The sequence below is a fragment of the Brucella oryzae genome, assembly GCF_041929965.1.
Lineage (GTDB): Bacteria > Pseudomonadota > Alphaproteobacteria > Rhizobiales > Rhizobiaceae > Brucella > Brucella oryzae.
This window is the reverse complement of the sequence record NZ_JBHEEO010000005.1, coordinates 218,748-233,217: the sequence shown is the minus strand read 5'-3', so window position 1 is coordinate 233,217 and position 14,470 is coordinate 218,748. Positions and strand designations below refer to the sequence as shown.

Sequence of the window (14,470 nt, the reverse complement as noted above, 5' to 3'; positions counted from 1 at the left end):
GCAAGTGATTTTTAGCTTACTCCCTTACTCCCTTACTCCCTTACTCCCTTACTCCCTTACATCAAGCATGCCCCGCATCAGAGACGAGCCGGGACATATCAATGCCCATGTGGAGCATTAAGCGCGCGTACTTGCCCTCGATATCACTATCGAACAGCATGTCGAGCGGCGCGTCGCAGGTCAGCCAGCCATTCTCGGCAAGTTCTGCTTCGATCTGGCCTGGCGCCCAACCAGAATAACCAAGCGCCATTAAAGCCTGTGACGGCCCCCTGCCCCCATAAATGGCACGCAGAATATCGACGGTTGCAGTAAGGCAGACATCCTCCGAAACCGGCATGGTCGAGTCGACCATATAATCGTCGGAATGCAGCACGAAACCACGCGTACGATCCACAGGCCCACCATTACGCACCATCATATGCTGTGCGCGATCCGGCAGAATAATCAATTCATCCTCATCGATGACCCCGATCTGACGCAGGAGATCTGGAAATTCAACTGGCTGAAGCTGATTGATGATGAAACCCATCGCGCCTTCATCGGAATGCGCACAAATATAGACCACCGACCGGGCAAAACGCTCGTCGCTCATTCCGGGCATGGCAAGCAGGAACTGCCCGTTCAGAAAACCCTGCTCCTTGTTCGGCGTCTTTAGAATGGTCATGAATATGAAGGTAGCAAGACTGCGTAAAATAACAATGGTCATTTATTTCGCGCCCCACGTTCAGAGTGAGAATCCGTTCAAGTAGCCAGACAGGACACCACAGCACTGCCAGCCGCCAAACGGTGCAAGCTCGGCAATATTGGACTTGAAGCGACCATCTTTTCATTCCATCTTTTGTCCATGAACATTCGAACGCTTGCTCTCGCACCTTTTCTGTTAGCCTCGCTGGCACTACCAGCAATCGCATCCAACTCTGACTGGACCGAGACGCCAGGCGGACGCGTTCGCGTCGTGCTTGAAGACAATGGCACCAATAAAGCGGCCAGCCACGAAAGGCGCGGTGCCTTGCAGATCGAGTTGCAGCCCGGCTGGAAGACCTATTGGCGTAATCCCGGCGATGCAGGCGTTCCACCGCAGATCAATATCGAGGGGGATGCCAAAGCGCGGATCGATTTCCCGGCACCTGTCCGATTTGCAGGGGATGATGAAGGCGGGATCGGATATAAGCACCCGGTTTCGCTGCCGATAGTGTTTCACCTGAAACCCGCTGATACGCGACTAAAGGGCCATGTTTTTCTCGGGGTCTGCGAGAAAATCTGCGTTCCGGTACAGGCTACATTCGACTTCCCGCTCGATGGCAAAGGGCAGCCAGCTTCGCCGCAAGAAGTTGCTGCCCGCACGATCATTGAGACCGCGTTCGAACGACTCCCTACACCGGCATCCGCAGAATTCGGCATAAGCGATGTAAAACGGGAAGGAGATAAGGCCGTCTTCGACCTCACCGTTCCCGACCCTGTCGCCCCAGCGGAACTGTTTGTTGCCAGTGACAAGATCAGGCTTTCCGATGCTATTGCGATCCAGAGTGGGCAATCCGGTCAGCGTTTTACCGCTACAATGCACGGCACGGCAGACAATGCCATTATCGATTACACCATTGTGCAGAATGGAAGAGCCGTCTCCGGTCAGGTAACGCTGGATTAGTCTTTCCTGCTTTTATCCGTGTTTTAAAATTGTCCAGCGACCAGTTATCGGTTTAACTGTGTCATCCCCCGCTTCGCGGTGCGGATGAGAATTTGACAATGGCAGAGGAGCAGACGCCCTTGCCCGAGGAGAGATTAAATGACGATCAAAGTTGGCGACAAGCTGCCTGCAACAACTTTCAAGGTAAAGACTACCGATGGCGTTAAGGAAATGACGACCGATGAAGTCTTCAAAGGCAAGAAAGTTGTTCTCTTTGCGGTTCCAGGTGCCTTCACGCCGACCTGCAGCCTCAATCATCTGCCGGGCTATCTCGAAAACCGCGACGCGATCCTCGCTAAAGGGGTCGATCAAATCGCAGTTGTGGCGGTAAACGATCCATTCGTCATGGGCGCTTGGGCGCAGAACACCGGTGGCGAAGGAAAGATCCTCTTTCTTGCCGATGGAAGTGCAACCTTCACCAAGGCAGCCGGTCTCGATATCGATCTTTCCGGTGGCGGCCTCGGTGTGCGCTCCAAGCGTTATTCTGCCATCATCGAAGACGGTGTAGTAAAATCTCTCAATATCGAGGAACAGCCGGGCCAGGCGGTCACATCCGCAGCTGCAGCCCTTCTCGACCAGCTTTGAGAATAAAGAAGGGCGGCGAAAGTCGCCCTTGCTATTTCACCTTCAAAGTCCGGTGGCCGACATATTTAAACGGTTCCATGCCTTCACGGGCGAGTTCATCCGCGCGTTCGTTTTCTGGATGCCCTGCATGGCCCTTGACCCAATGCCAGTTAACTTTGTGCGGTTTGCGCGCCTCATCGAGCGCCTGCCACAATTCGGCATTCTTGACCCGCTTCTTGGCAGCAGTCTTCCAGCCGTTGCGCTTCCAGCCTTCGATCCAGCCGGAAATGCCATCGCGCACATAAACTGAATCCGTATAGAGATCGACTTCGCACGGTTCCTTGAGTGCCGAAAGCGCCGAGATAGCCGCCATTAGTTCCATACGATTGTTGGTGGTATCGGCTTCGCCGCCCTTTAACTCCTTGACGTTACCGTTCCAGCGCAGAATTGCCCCCCAGCCACCGGGACCGGGATTGCCCGAGCAGGCACCATCCGTAAAAGCCTCAATCCGCTTCACGCAGCCGCTCCCTGTTGCTCCAAACCATATTCAGCAGCTGTTTCGATCTGACGATGGAAGCGCATCTTGCGCACATATTCCATCGGGTCTTTCTTGATCACGAAACTGCCTTCCGGGACATTGAGCCAGTCATAAAGCCGGGTCAGCATAAAGCGGATGGCGGCGCCGCGCGCCAGAACCGGCAGCGCATCGGCCTCAGCCACAGAAAGCGGACGAACCGATGTATAGCCGCGCAGAAGCGCTGCTCCCTTGGTGCGATTATAAGAGAAGTCCTTTTCAAAGCACCATGCGTTCAGGCAAACGGCAACGTCGTAGGCCAGAATGTCCGTGCAGGCAAAATAGAAATCGATAAAGCCCGAAAGCTTGTCGCCAAGGAAAAAGACATTATCCGGGAAGAGATCGGCGTGAATCACGCCTTGCGGCAGATCGGCAGGCCAGTTCTGTTCAAGAAAGGCAAGGTCGGCTTCCGCCTCGCGGACGAGGCCTGGTTCTACCGCATCCGCGCGTTCACGCGACAGGTTCCACAATGGGCGCCAGTCGGAAAGCGTCAAACCATTGCGGCGGTGCAGTGAAAAATCAGCGCCTGCCAGATGCATATGGGCCAATCCTTCGCCGACAGCTTCGCAGTGCTCGACCGTTGGACGGCGCATCCACATGCCCTCAAGGAATGTGACAATTGCGGCAGGTCGTCCGGCAAGTTCACCAATTGTGGAGCCGTCACGACGGACCACCGGCTGAGGGCATTCGAGGCCACGGCGGGCCAGATGCTGCATCAGGCCCAGAAAGAACGGCAGGTCTTCGCGATTGGTGCGTTTTTCGTAGAGCGTCAGGATGAAGGAACCTGAAGATGTGTGCAGAAGATAGTTGGAGTTCTCCACGCCTTCCGCGATGCCTTTGTAAGATGTCAGTGTGCCGATATCATACTGCTGCAGGAAAGTGCCAAGTTCGATTTCATTGATATCCGTATAGACGGCCATGCCGCTTATTTCCCTCAATTGTCCTTGGGCATCAGTTTTGGAATACCAGCCACCCGGTGTTCGCCGTTGACGAAGGCCATGTCTCGGACCGTCAGTTCCACATCGCGAATCTCGCGATTTACCAGGAAGTTCTCAGTCTCGACCGTCGTTTCAGCCAGCTCGATTTTCACGTTGAAGCGTGCCTTGAAGGCATCAATGATTTCATCGACGATGATTTCAGGTGCCGAAGCCCCGGCCGACAGCCCCACCACCGATATATCCCCGATGCGATCCCATTCGATATCAGCGGCGCGTTGAACCAGCATCGACATCCGCGCGCCTGCCTTCTCCGCGACCTCAACCAGACGCTTGGAGTTGGATGAATTTGGTGCACCGACGATCAGAAAAAGATCGCAGCCGGGAGCGGCGGATCGCACCGCGTCCTGGCGGTTGGTCGTCGCATAGCAGATCGACTCTGCCGCCGGGGCCGAAAGGTTTGGAAAGCGGGCCTGCAATACCTCGATAATGCCTGCAGTGTCATCCACTGAGAGCGTTGTCTGCGTCACGAAACCAAGATTGTTCTCGTCATTGAAATGGCAGTTTTGTGCATCCTCAACCGTTTCGATCAGCGTAACGGCACCCTCGGGCAATTGTCCCATGGTGCCGATCACTTCCGGATGACCGGAATGACCGATCAAGATGACATGGCGACCAAGGCGTTGATGACGCATGGCCTGCTTATGCACCTTGGAAACAAGGGGACAGGTTGCATCAAGATAAAACAGGTTCTTGGCTTGGGCGTCGGCAGGCACTGATTTCGGCACACCGTGGGCGGAAAACACTACCGGCTGGTCACGGTGCTCTGCAGGTATCTCGTCCAGTTCCTCGACAAAGATCGCGCCGCGCGATTGCAAGCCCTCGACCACATAACGGTTGTGAACGATCTCATGGCGAACATAAACCGGCGCGCCGTACTTCTTCAGCGCCAGCACGACGATCTGGATCGCCCGATCCACTCCGGCACAAAAGCCGCGCGGGCCGCAAAGGCGGATTTCCAGTGGTGGTCGCTGATCAGTCATGAAGCGTGCTCGCAAGGTTCGGCGTGGCTTTAAACTTAAGCGCGTCGCGCTTCAGTCTTTTATTTCATCGCATGTCTTTATCCCATCTCGGCGGAATCAAAAATCAGTCCGGTGAACTGATTTCCCCACAAAGATGCGGTCCCACATGGGAAAGACACGTTTTAGTCTGGGAGTTGGGCCGCAACGAGACCGTTGTCAACCCCTCCCCCCTTTTCGATAGCGCCAGAACCACGCTCCGACCACCCCTATCAGGGCCAGGGCAAGGCCGTACCATGTTACCGCATACTGCAGATGATTGTTGGGAAAATCGATAATCGTCACGCCGCCAATGGGTAAACCACCCGGATTGGGCTTGTTGTCGGCGTCGATAAAGAACGGCACGACCTCATCCAGACTTGGCAAACCGGCGCTTGTCCCCATCGCCGTCCAATCCTTCCAGTAGAAGATATTCTTGGCGATATCATTGTCGGGAAGGAAAAAGCCGGGCTTTGCCGACAAGGGATCACGTGCCAGCCCAGTGACGCTTACCGGGCCGTCGAGCTGTCCTTCAGCACGCGTTGCCGGATCTTTCTTTTCGTAAGGAACGAAACCGCGATTAACCAATACGAAGCGCCCATCTTCCAGCATCAGCGGCGTATAGACATTGTATCCGGCGACTCCCTTATAAGTGGCCAGAAAATGCCGTTCGCCCTGATGCATGAAGGTACCCGAGACCGTCACCGAACGATACTCGACCGATCCCTCCTCCTTGTAGACTTTCTCCATTTCGGAAAGCGGTAGTGGCGGCTCATGAATGCGCTGTTCGGTCGATGCGATCAGCGCTTCCTTCCATTGCAGTCGTTCCACCTGCCAGGTGCCAAGCGCCAGCAAAATAGCCAGCGCGATGGCGGATGCGATCACCACTCCCCAAGGAAAGCGGCGCGACTGCTGTGCTGCCGTCATTGGCCGTCATCCTGTCGGCTGTCCAGACGCCCCTGCGCGGCCTTATGACGATACTGCATATTGATAAGAACGCCCTTTGCCCACCGCATGGCCACGAGGCTGAGGATAACGGCCAGCGGCACCCATAGAATAAAATGCACCCAGAGCGGCGGCCCGAAATTCACTTCCATCCAGAGCGCAAGACCGACGACGATAAAACCGATAATCAGAATGACGAATGCCGCGGGCCCATCGCCGGAATCGGCAAAAGAGTAATCCAGCCCGCAGGCCTTGCAGCGCGGAGCCACTTTTAGAAAACCGTCGAACAGTTTTCCTTCGCCGCAACGCGGGCAATGTCCAGCAATGCCGCTCTTTATGGGATCGACGGGGGGATAAATGTTCTGATCCGGCATTGCGTTTCCCTTCTCAACATCTCTTCACAAACAAAAGGCGGCCATGTCGCCAGGGCCGCCTTCGAACCTTTGACTGCTGGCAATCAGCCTGCATGCATTGGCGCGCCCCAGCCACCCCAGACATAGATGGCGAAGAACAGGAACAGCCAGACCACGTCGACGAAGTGCCAGTACCAGGCAGCTGCTTCAAAACCGAAATGCTGCTTCGGCGTAAAATCGCCGCCAATGGCGCGGATCAAGCAGACCAAAAGGAAGATCGTGCCGATGAAAACGTGGAAGCCGTGGAAACCCGTCGCCATGAAGAAAGTTGCGCCGTAGATCGAATCCTTGAACGCGAATGGCGCGTGAATGTACTCATACACCTGTACAAAGGAGAACAGAACACCAAGAGCTACGGTGATCGCAAGGCCGGCAATCATACCCTTACGGTCGTTGTGCAGCAGCGCATGGTGCGCCCAGGTCAGCGTCGTACCCGACAATAGCAGGATAACGGTGTTGTAAAGCGGCAGATGCAGAGGATCGAGAACCTCGATACCCTTCGGAGGCCAGACGCCGCCAGTAAATTCGGCGCGCGCTACTTGATGCACTTCATTCGGGAAGAGACTGGCATCGAAGAACGCCCAGAACCAAGCCACGAAGAACATCACTTCCGAGGCAATGAACATGATCATGCCATAGCGAAGATGCAGCGACACGACGCGGGTATGATGTCCCTCATGCCCTTCCTTGATCGTATCGGACCACCAGCCATACATGCAGTAAAGCACGATTGCGAGGCCGATGAAGAAAATCCACGGCGTCACGACATTCAGGCCGAAAAACGGCAGCTCGCCGGAGTTGATGTAACGCATCCAGGCAATACCGCCAACGGCAAGCACGAATGCACCCACCGAGCTAAGGAACGGCCAAGGGCTCGGCGCGATGATATGATAGTCGTGATTTTTCTGATGAACGTCGGCCATGTTTCTCCCCGTAAATCCCCTTAGGGGTTCCTCTCTCGTACCTTCTTGCATACTCCCCAACCGGGTTGCCAAGCAAGTCTGTCTATAACAAGCGGTATCTCCCGTCAGAGTAAAACCGCTTCATTGTTTTGTCTTTGCGGCATTGTGCGCCGCCAGGGCATTTCGCGTTTTCCTGAAACATCGAGAATACTCTATCTCTATGTTTTTATGCATTATCCAACACAAAACCGCTTCGCACTTTTGGTTCGAAAATGCTCAAGGCATCAACTTCCGTTCGTCGAGGTCTCCGCCTTGGCGTTTGCGACAGGCTTCGGCTTCTCAATCGGAAAGAACGTATATGACAGCGTGATCGTTTTGACATCCTTCAAATCGGGATCGTTAACAATCTCCGGATCGACAAAGAACAGCACCGGCATTTCCATATCCTCGCCAGGCTTCAAGGTCGTATCTGTAAAGCAGAAGCATTCAACCTTGTTGAAATAAGCCCCGGCCCGGCCCGGCGCGACGTTGAAGCTTGCCCGGCCGTAGGTCGCCTGATCGAACAGGTTGCGCGCTTCATACTTGATCAACGTCGTTTCGCCGATGCGAACCGTGACCTCACGCTGCACGGGTTTGAAATCCCATGGCAGCCCATTGGCCGTATTCGCGTCGAAACGCACCTTGATGGTTTTGTCGAGGATGGTATCGGAATATTGTTCGACGCGCTGCGTCGTGCCGCCATAGCCCGTCACCTGACAGAAAATGCGGTATAGCGGCACGGAAGCATAGGCTGCACCGATCATGCAGACGAAGAAAGACAAACAAGCAAAAGCAATCGTCGCGTTGGAACGCTGTTGCTTTTTCAGCTTTTGATTCTTTTCCTGCTGATCCGCCATTTTCTCCTCCCCGATAAAATTTAGAGTGGCCGTACCAGAATGTTAGCACCCAGTTTCGCAATCGTGCCGACGTAAACCAGCAGCACGAACAGCACCAAGGCGATCGCCAGTCCCCGGGAACGATTGCGCTGGGCCCGCTTTTGCCGCTCCGTCGGAACGACCAAATCCAGCTCGCTGTTCACCGGCTTCTGTACGGTTTTATCCATTAGAACACTCCAAAGGCGGCGAATGCCTTCATTACCAGTGCCTCTACAAGTAGCACTGCGAACAGTCCCGACAGGTAAAGTAGCGAAAAGCGAAATAGTTTGCGGGCAGCCGACAGCATTTCAGGCTGCGATCCTGCAACCAACATACGCCATGCATAATAAACGAAAGCCAATCCAAGCAGCGTGGAAATCGCGCCATAGACAGGCCCTGCAAAGCCGAGCACCCAGGGCAGAACGCCGACTGGCGCCATGATGATCGCATAGAACATCGCCTGACGTCGGGTTGAAAGCTCGCCTTTAACGTTCGGCATCATCGGAACATGCGCTGCTTCATAATCATTAGCTGAAAAGAGGGACAGTGCCCAGAAATGCGGTGGTGTCCATAGGAAGATAATCATGAACAGCACGACGCTGTCCCATGTGATTTCACCCGTCGCCGCCGCCCAACCGATCATTGGAGGGAATGCGCCTGCGGCACCGCCTATGACGATGTTCTGAGGCGTCGAACGCTTCAGCCACATCGTATAGATCACAGCATAGAAGAAAATCGTAAAGGCGAGCAGCGCCGCCGACAACCAGTTGACCATCAGTCCAAGCGTGACGACTGAAAAAGCCGACAATGTCAGACCGAAAGCCAGAACCTGGTTGGGGGCAATGACGCCTGCCGGAATGGGCCGATTGCGCGTGCGCTTCATTACCGCGTCAATATCAGCATCGTACCACATGTTCAGCGCACCCGATGCTCCAGCACCAACTGCGATGCACAAGATGCTGATGGCGGCGAGAACTGGATTCATATGTCCCGGCGCGACCACGAGACCGACCAGCCCGGTGAAGACCACAAGGGACATCACCCGGGGTTTCAAAAGAACAAGGTAATCCCGTGCTGTCGCTTCGGAGAGAGCGAGCGCATCGTCGGTACCTGCATTTTTTTCCACCAGAGACATTTTAACTTTAACAACCTCAAACTCACCGGTCCGAACCCCACGCCCCTACAGCGTGGATCGGCACAATCACGACAATGTCCTCCCGAAAACCATTCTGTCCCCGTCGGAAAGTGCCGCAATTGATGGCCAACTTTTTCGTCTACCGGCGACGGGCGGAACAGAATGCCGTCCGCCCATAGCACATTTTGTAAAGATGGGCGAAGCCTTTTCCGTGCCCCGCCCATAGCACGATTACTTGATGCGCGGCAGCTGTTCCCACTGATGGAATGGAGGCGGCGACGAGAGCTGCCATTCCAGCGTGGTTGCACCATCACCCCATGGGTTTGCACCGGCTTCACGCTTCTTCGCGAATGCCTCAAAGACATTGTAGAGGAAGATCAGGACAGCAAAGCCCGAAATATACGAGCCGTAGGACGACACCATGTTCCAGCCCGCATAAGCGTCGGGATAGTCAATGTAGCGGCGCGGCATGCCAGCAAGGCCAAGGAAGTGCTGCGGGAAAAAGAGCAGGTTCACGCCGATAAAGGTGACCCAGAAGTGCAGCTTGGCGGTGAACTCATTATACATATAGCCGCTCATCTTCGGGAACCAGTAATACCAGCCCGCAAAGATTGCAAACACCGCACCCAGAGACAATACGTAGTGGAAGTGCGCCACAACATAGTAGGTGTCGTGAAGTGCACGGTCGAGTCCGGCATTGGCGAGCTGAACGCCGGTCACACCACCGATCGTGAACAGGAAGATGAAGCCGATCGCCCACAGCATCGGTGCCCGGAAGGTGATCGAGCCCCCCCACATCGTCGCGATCCACGAGAATATCTTGATACCCGTCGGAACCGCGATGACCATCGTGGCAAAGACGAAATAGCGCTGCGTATCGAGCGACAGGCCAACCGTGTACATGTGGTGGGCCCAGACAACGAAACCGACAACCCCGATTGCAACCATGGCGTAAGCCATGCCGAGGTAACCGAAGATCGGCTTGCGTGAGAAGGTCGACACGATGTGGCTGACGATGCCGAAGCCCGGCAGGATGAGAATGTACACTTCCGGGTGTCCGAAGAACCAGAAAAGGTGCTGGTAAAGGATCGGATCACCACCGCCGTCCGGAGTGAAGAAGGTTGTTCCGAAGTTGCGATCTGTCAGCAGCATGGTAATGCCACCCGCCAAAACCGGCAGGGAAAGCAGAAGCAGGAACGCCGTAACCAGCACGGCCCAGGCAAAGAGCGGCATCTTGTGCAGCGTCATGCCCGGTGCGCGCATGTTGAGAATCGTGGTGATGAAATTGATCGCACCAAGGATGGACGACGCACCGGAGATGTGGATTGCCAGGATGGCAAAGTCCACAGCCGGTCCCGGTTGACCCGAGGTCGACAGCGGCGGATATAATGTCCAGCCGCCACCAGGACCCCAGCCACCGGGCGCCGACGGCATGAACAGTGAGATCAGCAGCAACAGCAGCGCTGGCGGCAGGAGCCAGAACGAGATGTTGTTCATGCGTGGAAAAGCCATGTCGGGCGCGCCAATCATCAGCGGCACCATCCAGTTGGCAAAACCACCGATCAGCGCCGGCATGACCATGAAGAAGATCATGACCAGAGCATGCGCGGAGGTGAACACATTGAACATCTGCTTGCCGGCGTCGAGCGCGGCATCACCTTCAACACCGTAAACCATGGATGCAAGGCCATGGAAAATCTGAATGCCTGGCTCCTGGAGTTCAGCGCGCATCGCGATGGATAGAGCGCCGCCGATGATGCCGGAGATGATTGCAAAAATCAGGTACAAAGTACCGATGTCTTTATGATTGGTCGAGTATACCCAACGAACCCAGCCGTGCGGCTTGTGGTCGTCTTGGGCACCATGCTCGTGAGCTGCTGTGCCAGCCATGGAATTCGCTCCCGTTTTCAACAGTCTTGCGTATCGGGATCAGAGACCCGCCGCAGCCACTTTATCGTTTGCGCCACCTTCAACAGCGGCCTGAAGTGCCTTGTTCGCGCCATTCAGGTCAGATCCCGCAGCGGCGATCCAGGTCTGATACTGCTCTTTCGAGACAACGCGCACGGCGATTGGCATGAAGCCATGATCCTTGCCGCAAAGCTCAGAGCATTGACCGTAGTAAAGGCCTTCCTTGTCAGCCTTGAACCAGGCTTCGTTGATACGTCCCGGAACGGCATCCATCTTCACGCCAAAAGCTGGAATCGTCCACGAATGGATCACATCGGCAGCGGTAACAAGGAGGCGAACCGTTTCACCGACCGGAACCACGACCTCGTTATCGACGGCGAGAAGACGCGGATAACGCGCGCGGTCTTCCTTACCGGCAGCGGCGCGATCACCGTCCTTTAAAAGAAGGGAATCAAAGCTGACCGGATTATCGACCTGATACTCATAGCCCCAATACCACTGGTATCCCGTCGCCTTGACGGTGAGCGTCGGATCTTCAGGCGAATATTGCGCCGTCAGAAGCTGGAAAGACGGGACCGCCAGAAACAGAAGTATGATAACGGGCCCAATGGTCCAGACTACTTCAATGGCGGTATTATGGCTGGTTTTGGAAGGCTCCGGGTTTGCACCCGCACGAAAGCGGAACACGACCCAAACCAACAAAAACAGAACCAGCAAGGTAATCGGAACAATGAACCAGAGCGTATAACGCTCAAACCAATGAATCTGCTCGGCAATTCCAGTCGCTGCGTCCTGAAATCTCCATTCCCAGGGACGGGGCTGATCCGCAAAAGCGGCACCAGTCGTCCACAGCACTGCAAGAACGCCGCCGAAGGCGCCCTTCGTTGTGGCAACAATCTTATCCACCAGAACTCTCTCCCTTTTCGCCCTTTCGAGCTGGACGCCGGACGCTAAAGACGGCCGCATCCCCCGTCGGCGTTCAAACCACACCTTAGCGCACACCGCAAGGAAGGCGAATATGTTCCTGTGCGGCATTTTTGCGCGCAGCCTGCAGGAGAAAGAGTAAACGTCCGGATTTATTCAAAGCAAGGCACGGTTCGCTTAAACCGCGAAAACTTGGGAAAACCGCACGAAACCCATAATGAAGCCATGATTTGACAAGACGTTTCCTTTAACGTGCCGCGTGACAATCGATGCAACAGACGGTATCACCGTTGCCATGATGGCCAAGACTGTTAAACGCCAATCACGGCGCTTTTCATGGCCAATGCAGCGCGTTAACGTCCCGGTGATTCGATCTGGAGATTTCATGACTTTTCGCATGCTTGCCCGCCGCACGTTCAGCCAGCACCTCGTGACTCTTGCAACAGGTGTCAGTATGGCGCTCGCCGTTGCAACGCTTCCTTCGGTTGCTCAGGAAAAACCGGCGCAGTTACAAACCCCACAAGAAGCTCCCGCAGCCCAGTCGCAAGCGGCTCCGACCAGTCCGCAGCAAAGCGGCAAGCTCAAGTCGCAGCATGGCGCATGGTCCGTTCTGTGTGATACGCCCGCTGGCGCCAAGACGGAACAGTGCGCTCTGATCCAGAACGTAGTCGCAGCAAAGCGCCCTGAACTGGGTCTTTCGGTCGTCGTTCTCAAGACTGCGGACAACAAGGCCCGCATCCTTCGTGTTCTGGCCCCGCTCGGCGTTCTATTGCCCAACGGTCTTGGTCTCAATGTCGACGGCAAGGATATCGGTCGCGCCTATTTCGTCCGCTGCTTCGAAGACGGCTGCTATGCTGAGGTAATCCTTGAGGATGATCTCCTCAAGACATTGCGTTCCGGCAAGGCAGCTACCTTCATCGTCTTCCAGACACCGGAAGAAGGCGTAGGCATCCCCGTTGATCTGAAAGGGTTCGGCGAAGGCTTCGATGCTCTCCCCTGATCACAACTGCGATGACTGGTTGTTCTCAACCGATTTAGGGCTTACATCCTGCAGCAAACACATGCTGCAGGATTTATTTTTATGAAAAGCCTGATCGACAGTTTCGACGCCAGCCGCGACGATATCGAACGCCTTGTCGCCCGAAGCCTGAAAGGCAGTGATGATGGCGAACTCTTCGTGGAATATCGCGAAGCGGAAGCGCTTGTTTTCGATAATGGCCGTCTCAAGACCGGCTCCTTCAATCAGGATCAAGGTTTTGGCCTGCGGTCCGTTGCAGGTGAAGCCATCGGCTATGCTCATGCAGGCGATCTTTCGATGGCCGCCTTGAAACGCGCTTCCGATGCGGTCTCCGCTACTCTTCGGGGCTACGGCGGAAATTACGCGGCGGCACCTGCTGGCACCAATCGTCACCTATACACGGATGAGAACCCCATCGGTTCGCCGACATTCGACGCTAAGGTGCAATTGTTACAACAAATCGACGCCTATCTGCGCGCCAAGGACCCCAAAGTACGCCAGGTTTCTGTTTCGCTCGCGGGCTCATGGCAACAGGTCGAAATTCTGCGTGCCGACGGTCATTTCGTCCGCGATATACGGCCCATGGTACGCCTGAGCGTTTCAGTTGTGGCGGGCGACGGCGACCGTCAGGAATCCGGTTCGCATAGTGTTGGCGGACGCAAGGGGTTCGGCGACTTCATTACCGCTGAAAGCTGGCAGCACGCAGCCGATGAGGCATTGCGTCAGGCGCTTGTCAATCTCGAAGCCATCCCTGCTCCGGCAGGCACATTCGACATCGTTCTCGCCAATGGCTGGCCGGGCGTCATGCTGCACGAAGCCGTCGGGCATGGGTTGGAAGGTGACTTCAACCGCAAGAAAACCTCTGCCTTTGCTGGCCTGCTCGGCCAGCAGGTTGCCTCCAAGGGTGTCACGGTTGTCGACGACGGCACCATCGCCGAGCGCCGCGGCTCACTGACTATCGATGATGAAGGCACGCCCACCAACCGCACCGTGCTGATCGAGGATGGCAAGCTCGTCAATTACATGCAGGACAGGCAGAATGCGCGGCTGATGAGCATGGAAGCGACCGGCAATGGACGCCGCGAATCCTATGCTCACGCGCCGATGCCACGCATGACCAACACCTATATGCTGTCCGGCGACAAGACGCCGGAAGAGATCATCGCCTCTATGAAGAAGGGAATCTATGCGGTTTCCTTCGGTGGCGGTCAGGTGGATATCACATCCGGCAAGTTCGTGTTCGGCTGTACAGAAGCCTACATGATCGAGGACGGCAAGGTGGGAGCGCCCATCAAGGGTGCGATGCTGATCGGTAACGGTCCGGATGCCATGCAGCGGATTTCGATGATCGGCAACGACATGAAGCTCGATACCGGCAGCGGCAATTGCGGCAAGGGTGGCCAATGGGTTCCTGTCGGCGTCGGCCAGCCACATCTGCGCATGGATCAGGTAACGGTAGGCGGCACAACTGTATAAGAGCCATGCCATTATCCGCG

Annotated in this window: 16 protein-coding genes; 4 read left to right on the top strand and 12 right to left on the bottom strand. The window is 55.5% G+C overall.

Annotated elements, in window-relative coordinates; translation table 11 throughout:
- Positions 1–61: 61 nt before the first annotated feature.
- On the bottom strand, positions 62–664 hold the full coding sequence (locus JNC70_RS07425; RefSeq protein ID WP_104754786.1) for a YqgE/AlgH family protein: 603 nt from the start codon (positions 662–664) through the stop codon (positions 62–64).
- A gap of 180 nt (positions 665–844) precedes the next feature.
- Between JNC70_RS07425 and JNC70_RS07420 the strand changes: the two genes are divergently transcribed.
- Both JNC70_RS07420 and JNC70_RS07415 read left to right on the top strand, forming a co-directional pair.
- Positions 845–1,645: a protein-disulfide reductase DsbD domain-containing protein gene (locus tag JNC70_RS07420; protein WP_104754744.1), complete on the top strand. Its 801-nt coding sequence runs from the start codon at positions 845–847 to the stop codon at positions 1,643–1,645.
- A gap of 138 nt (positions 1,646–1,783) precedes the next feature.
- Positions 1,784–2,269 (top strand): peroxiredoxin, encoded by a 486-nt coding sequence (locus JNC70_RS07415; protein ID WP_104754743.1) that lies wholly within the window; start codon positions 1,784–1,786, stop codon positions 2,267–2,269.
- Positions 2,270–2,300: 31 nt separating this feature from the next.
- On the opposite strand, the gene rnhA is transcribed toward JNC70_RS07415, so the two are convergent.
- The 11 genes from rnhA to coxB form a co-directional block, all read right to left on the bottom strand.
- On the bottom strand, positions 2,301–2,765 hold the full coding sequence (rnhA, locus tag JNC70_RS07410; protein ID WP_374788564.1) for a ribonuclease HI: 465 nt from the start codon (positions 2,763–2,765) through the stop codon (positions 2,301–2,303).
- Positions 2,762–3,742 carry a homoserine kinase gene (locus tag JNC70_RS07405; RefSeq protein ID WP_104754741.1) on the bottom strand — a complete coding sequence of 327 codons (981 nt, stop codon included), beginning with the start codon at positions 3,740–3,742 and terminating at the stop codon, positions 2,762–2,764. The genes rnhA and JNC70_RS07405 overlap by 4 nt, the downstream gene beginning before the upstream one ends.
- A 14-nt stretch (positions 3,743–3,756) precedes the next feature.
- The gene (gene ispH / locus JNC70_RS07400) at positions 3,757–4,800 is read right to left on the bottom strand and encodes a 4-hydroxy-3-methylbut-2-enyl diphosphate reductase (RefSeq protein ID WP_104754740.1); all 1,044 of its coding nucleotides are present in this window, start codon (positions 4,798–4,800) and stop codon (positions 3,757–3,759) included.
- A 195-nt stretch (positions 4,801–4,995) separates the two neighbouring features.
- Positions 4,996–5,742 carry an SURF1 family protein gene (locus tag JNC70_RS07395; RefSeq protein WP_374788563.1) on the bottom strand — a complete coding sequence of 249 codons (747 nt, stop codon included), beginning with the start codon at positions 5,740–5,742 and terminating at the stop codon, positions 4,996–4,998.
- Positions 5,739–6,134, bottom strand: a complete 396-nt coding sequence (locus JNC70_RS07390) for a DUF983 domain-containing protein (protein WP_374788562.1) — start codon at positions 6,132–6,134, stop codon at positions 5,739–5,741. The genes JNC70_RS07395 and JNC70_RS07390 overlap by 4 nt, the downstream gene beginning before the upstream one ends.
- Before the next feature lie 83 nt (positions 6,135–6,217).
- Entirely contained in the window at positions 6,218–7,096 is an 879-nt protein-coding gene (locus JNC70_RS07385) for a cytochrome c oxidase subunit 3 (RefSeq protein WP_104754737.1), read from the bottom strand.
- Between the two features lie 263 nt (positions 7,097–7,359).
- Positions 7,360–7,971: a cytochrome c oxidase assembly protein gene (locus JNC70_RS07380; protein WP_104754736.1), complete on the bottom strand. Its 612-nt coding sequence runs from the start codon at positions 7,969–7,971 to the stop codon at positions 7,360–7,362.
- 20 nt (positions 7,972–7,991) lie between these two features.
- Positions 7,992–8,177, bottom strand: a complete 186-nt coding sequence (locus JNC70_RS07375; protein ID WP_211692387.1) for a cytochrome c oxidase system small membrane protein — start codon at positions 8,175–8,177, stop codon at positions 7,992–7,994.
- On the bottom strand, positions 8,177–9,124 hold the full coding sequence (locus JNC70_RS07370) for a heme o synthase (RefSeq protein WP_374788561.1): 948 nt from the start codon (positions 9,122–9,124) through the stop codon (positions 8,177–8,179). The genes JNC70_RS07375 and JNC70_RS07370 overlap by 1 nt, the downstream gene beginning before the upstream one ends.
- A 231-nt stretch (positions 9,125–9,355) precedes the next feature.
- On the bottom strand, positions 9,356–11,014 hold the full coding sequence (gene ctaD, locus JNC70_RS07365; RefSeq protein WP_104754733.1) for a cytochrome c oxidase subunit I: 1,659 nt from the start codon (positions 11,012–11,014) through the stop codon (positions 9,356–9,358).
- A gap of 39 nt (positions 11,015–11,053) precedes the next feature.
- A complete protein-coding gene (gene coxB, locus JNC70_RS07360; RefSeq protein ID WP_104754732.1) occupies positions 11,054–11,938 on the bottom strand; it encodes a cytochrome c oxidase subunit II in 885 nt (294 codons plus the stop codon).
- A 403-nt stretch (positions 11,939–12,341) separates the two neighbouring features.
- On the opposite strand from coxB, the gene JNC70_RS07355 reads away from it, so the two are divergent.
- Both JNC70_RS07355 and tldD read left to right on the top strand, forming a co-directional pair.
- Positions 12,342–12,956: an invasion associated locus B family protein gene (locus JNC70_RS07355; RefSeq protein ID WP_104754731.1), complete on the top strand. Its 615-nt coding sequence runs from the start codon at positions 12,342–12,344 to the stop codon at positions 12,954–12,956.
- A gap of 81 nt (positions 12,957–13,037) precedes the next feature.
- Positions 13,038–14,450: a metalloprotease TldD gene (gene tldD, locus JNC70_RS07350; RefSeq protein WP_104754730.1), complete on the top strand. Its 1,413-nt coding sequence runs from the start codon at positions 13,038–13,040 to the stop codon at positions 14,448–14,450.
- Positions 14,451–14,470: the final 20 nt, after the last annotated feature.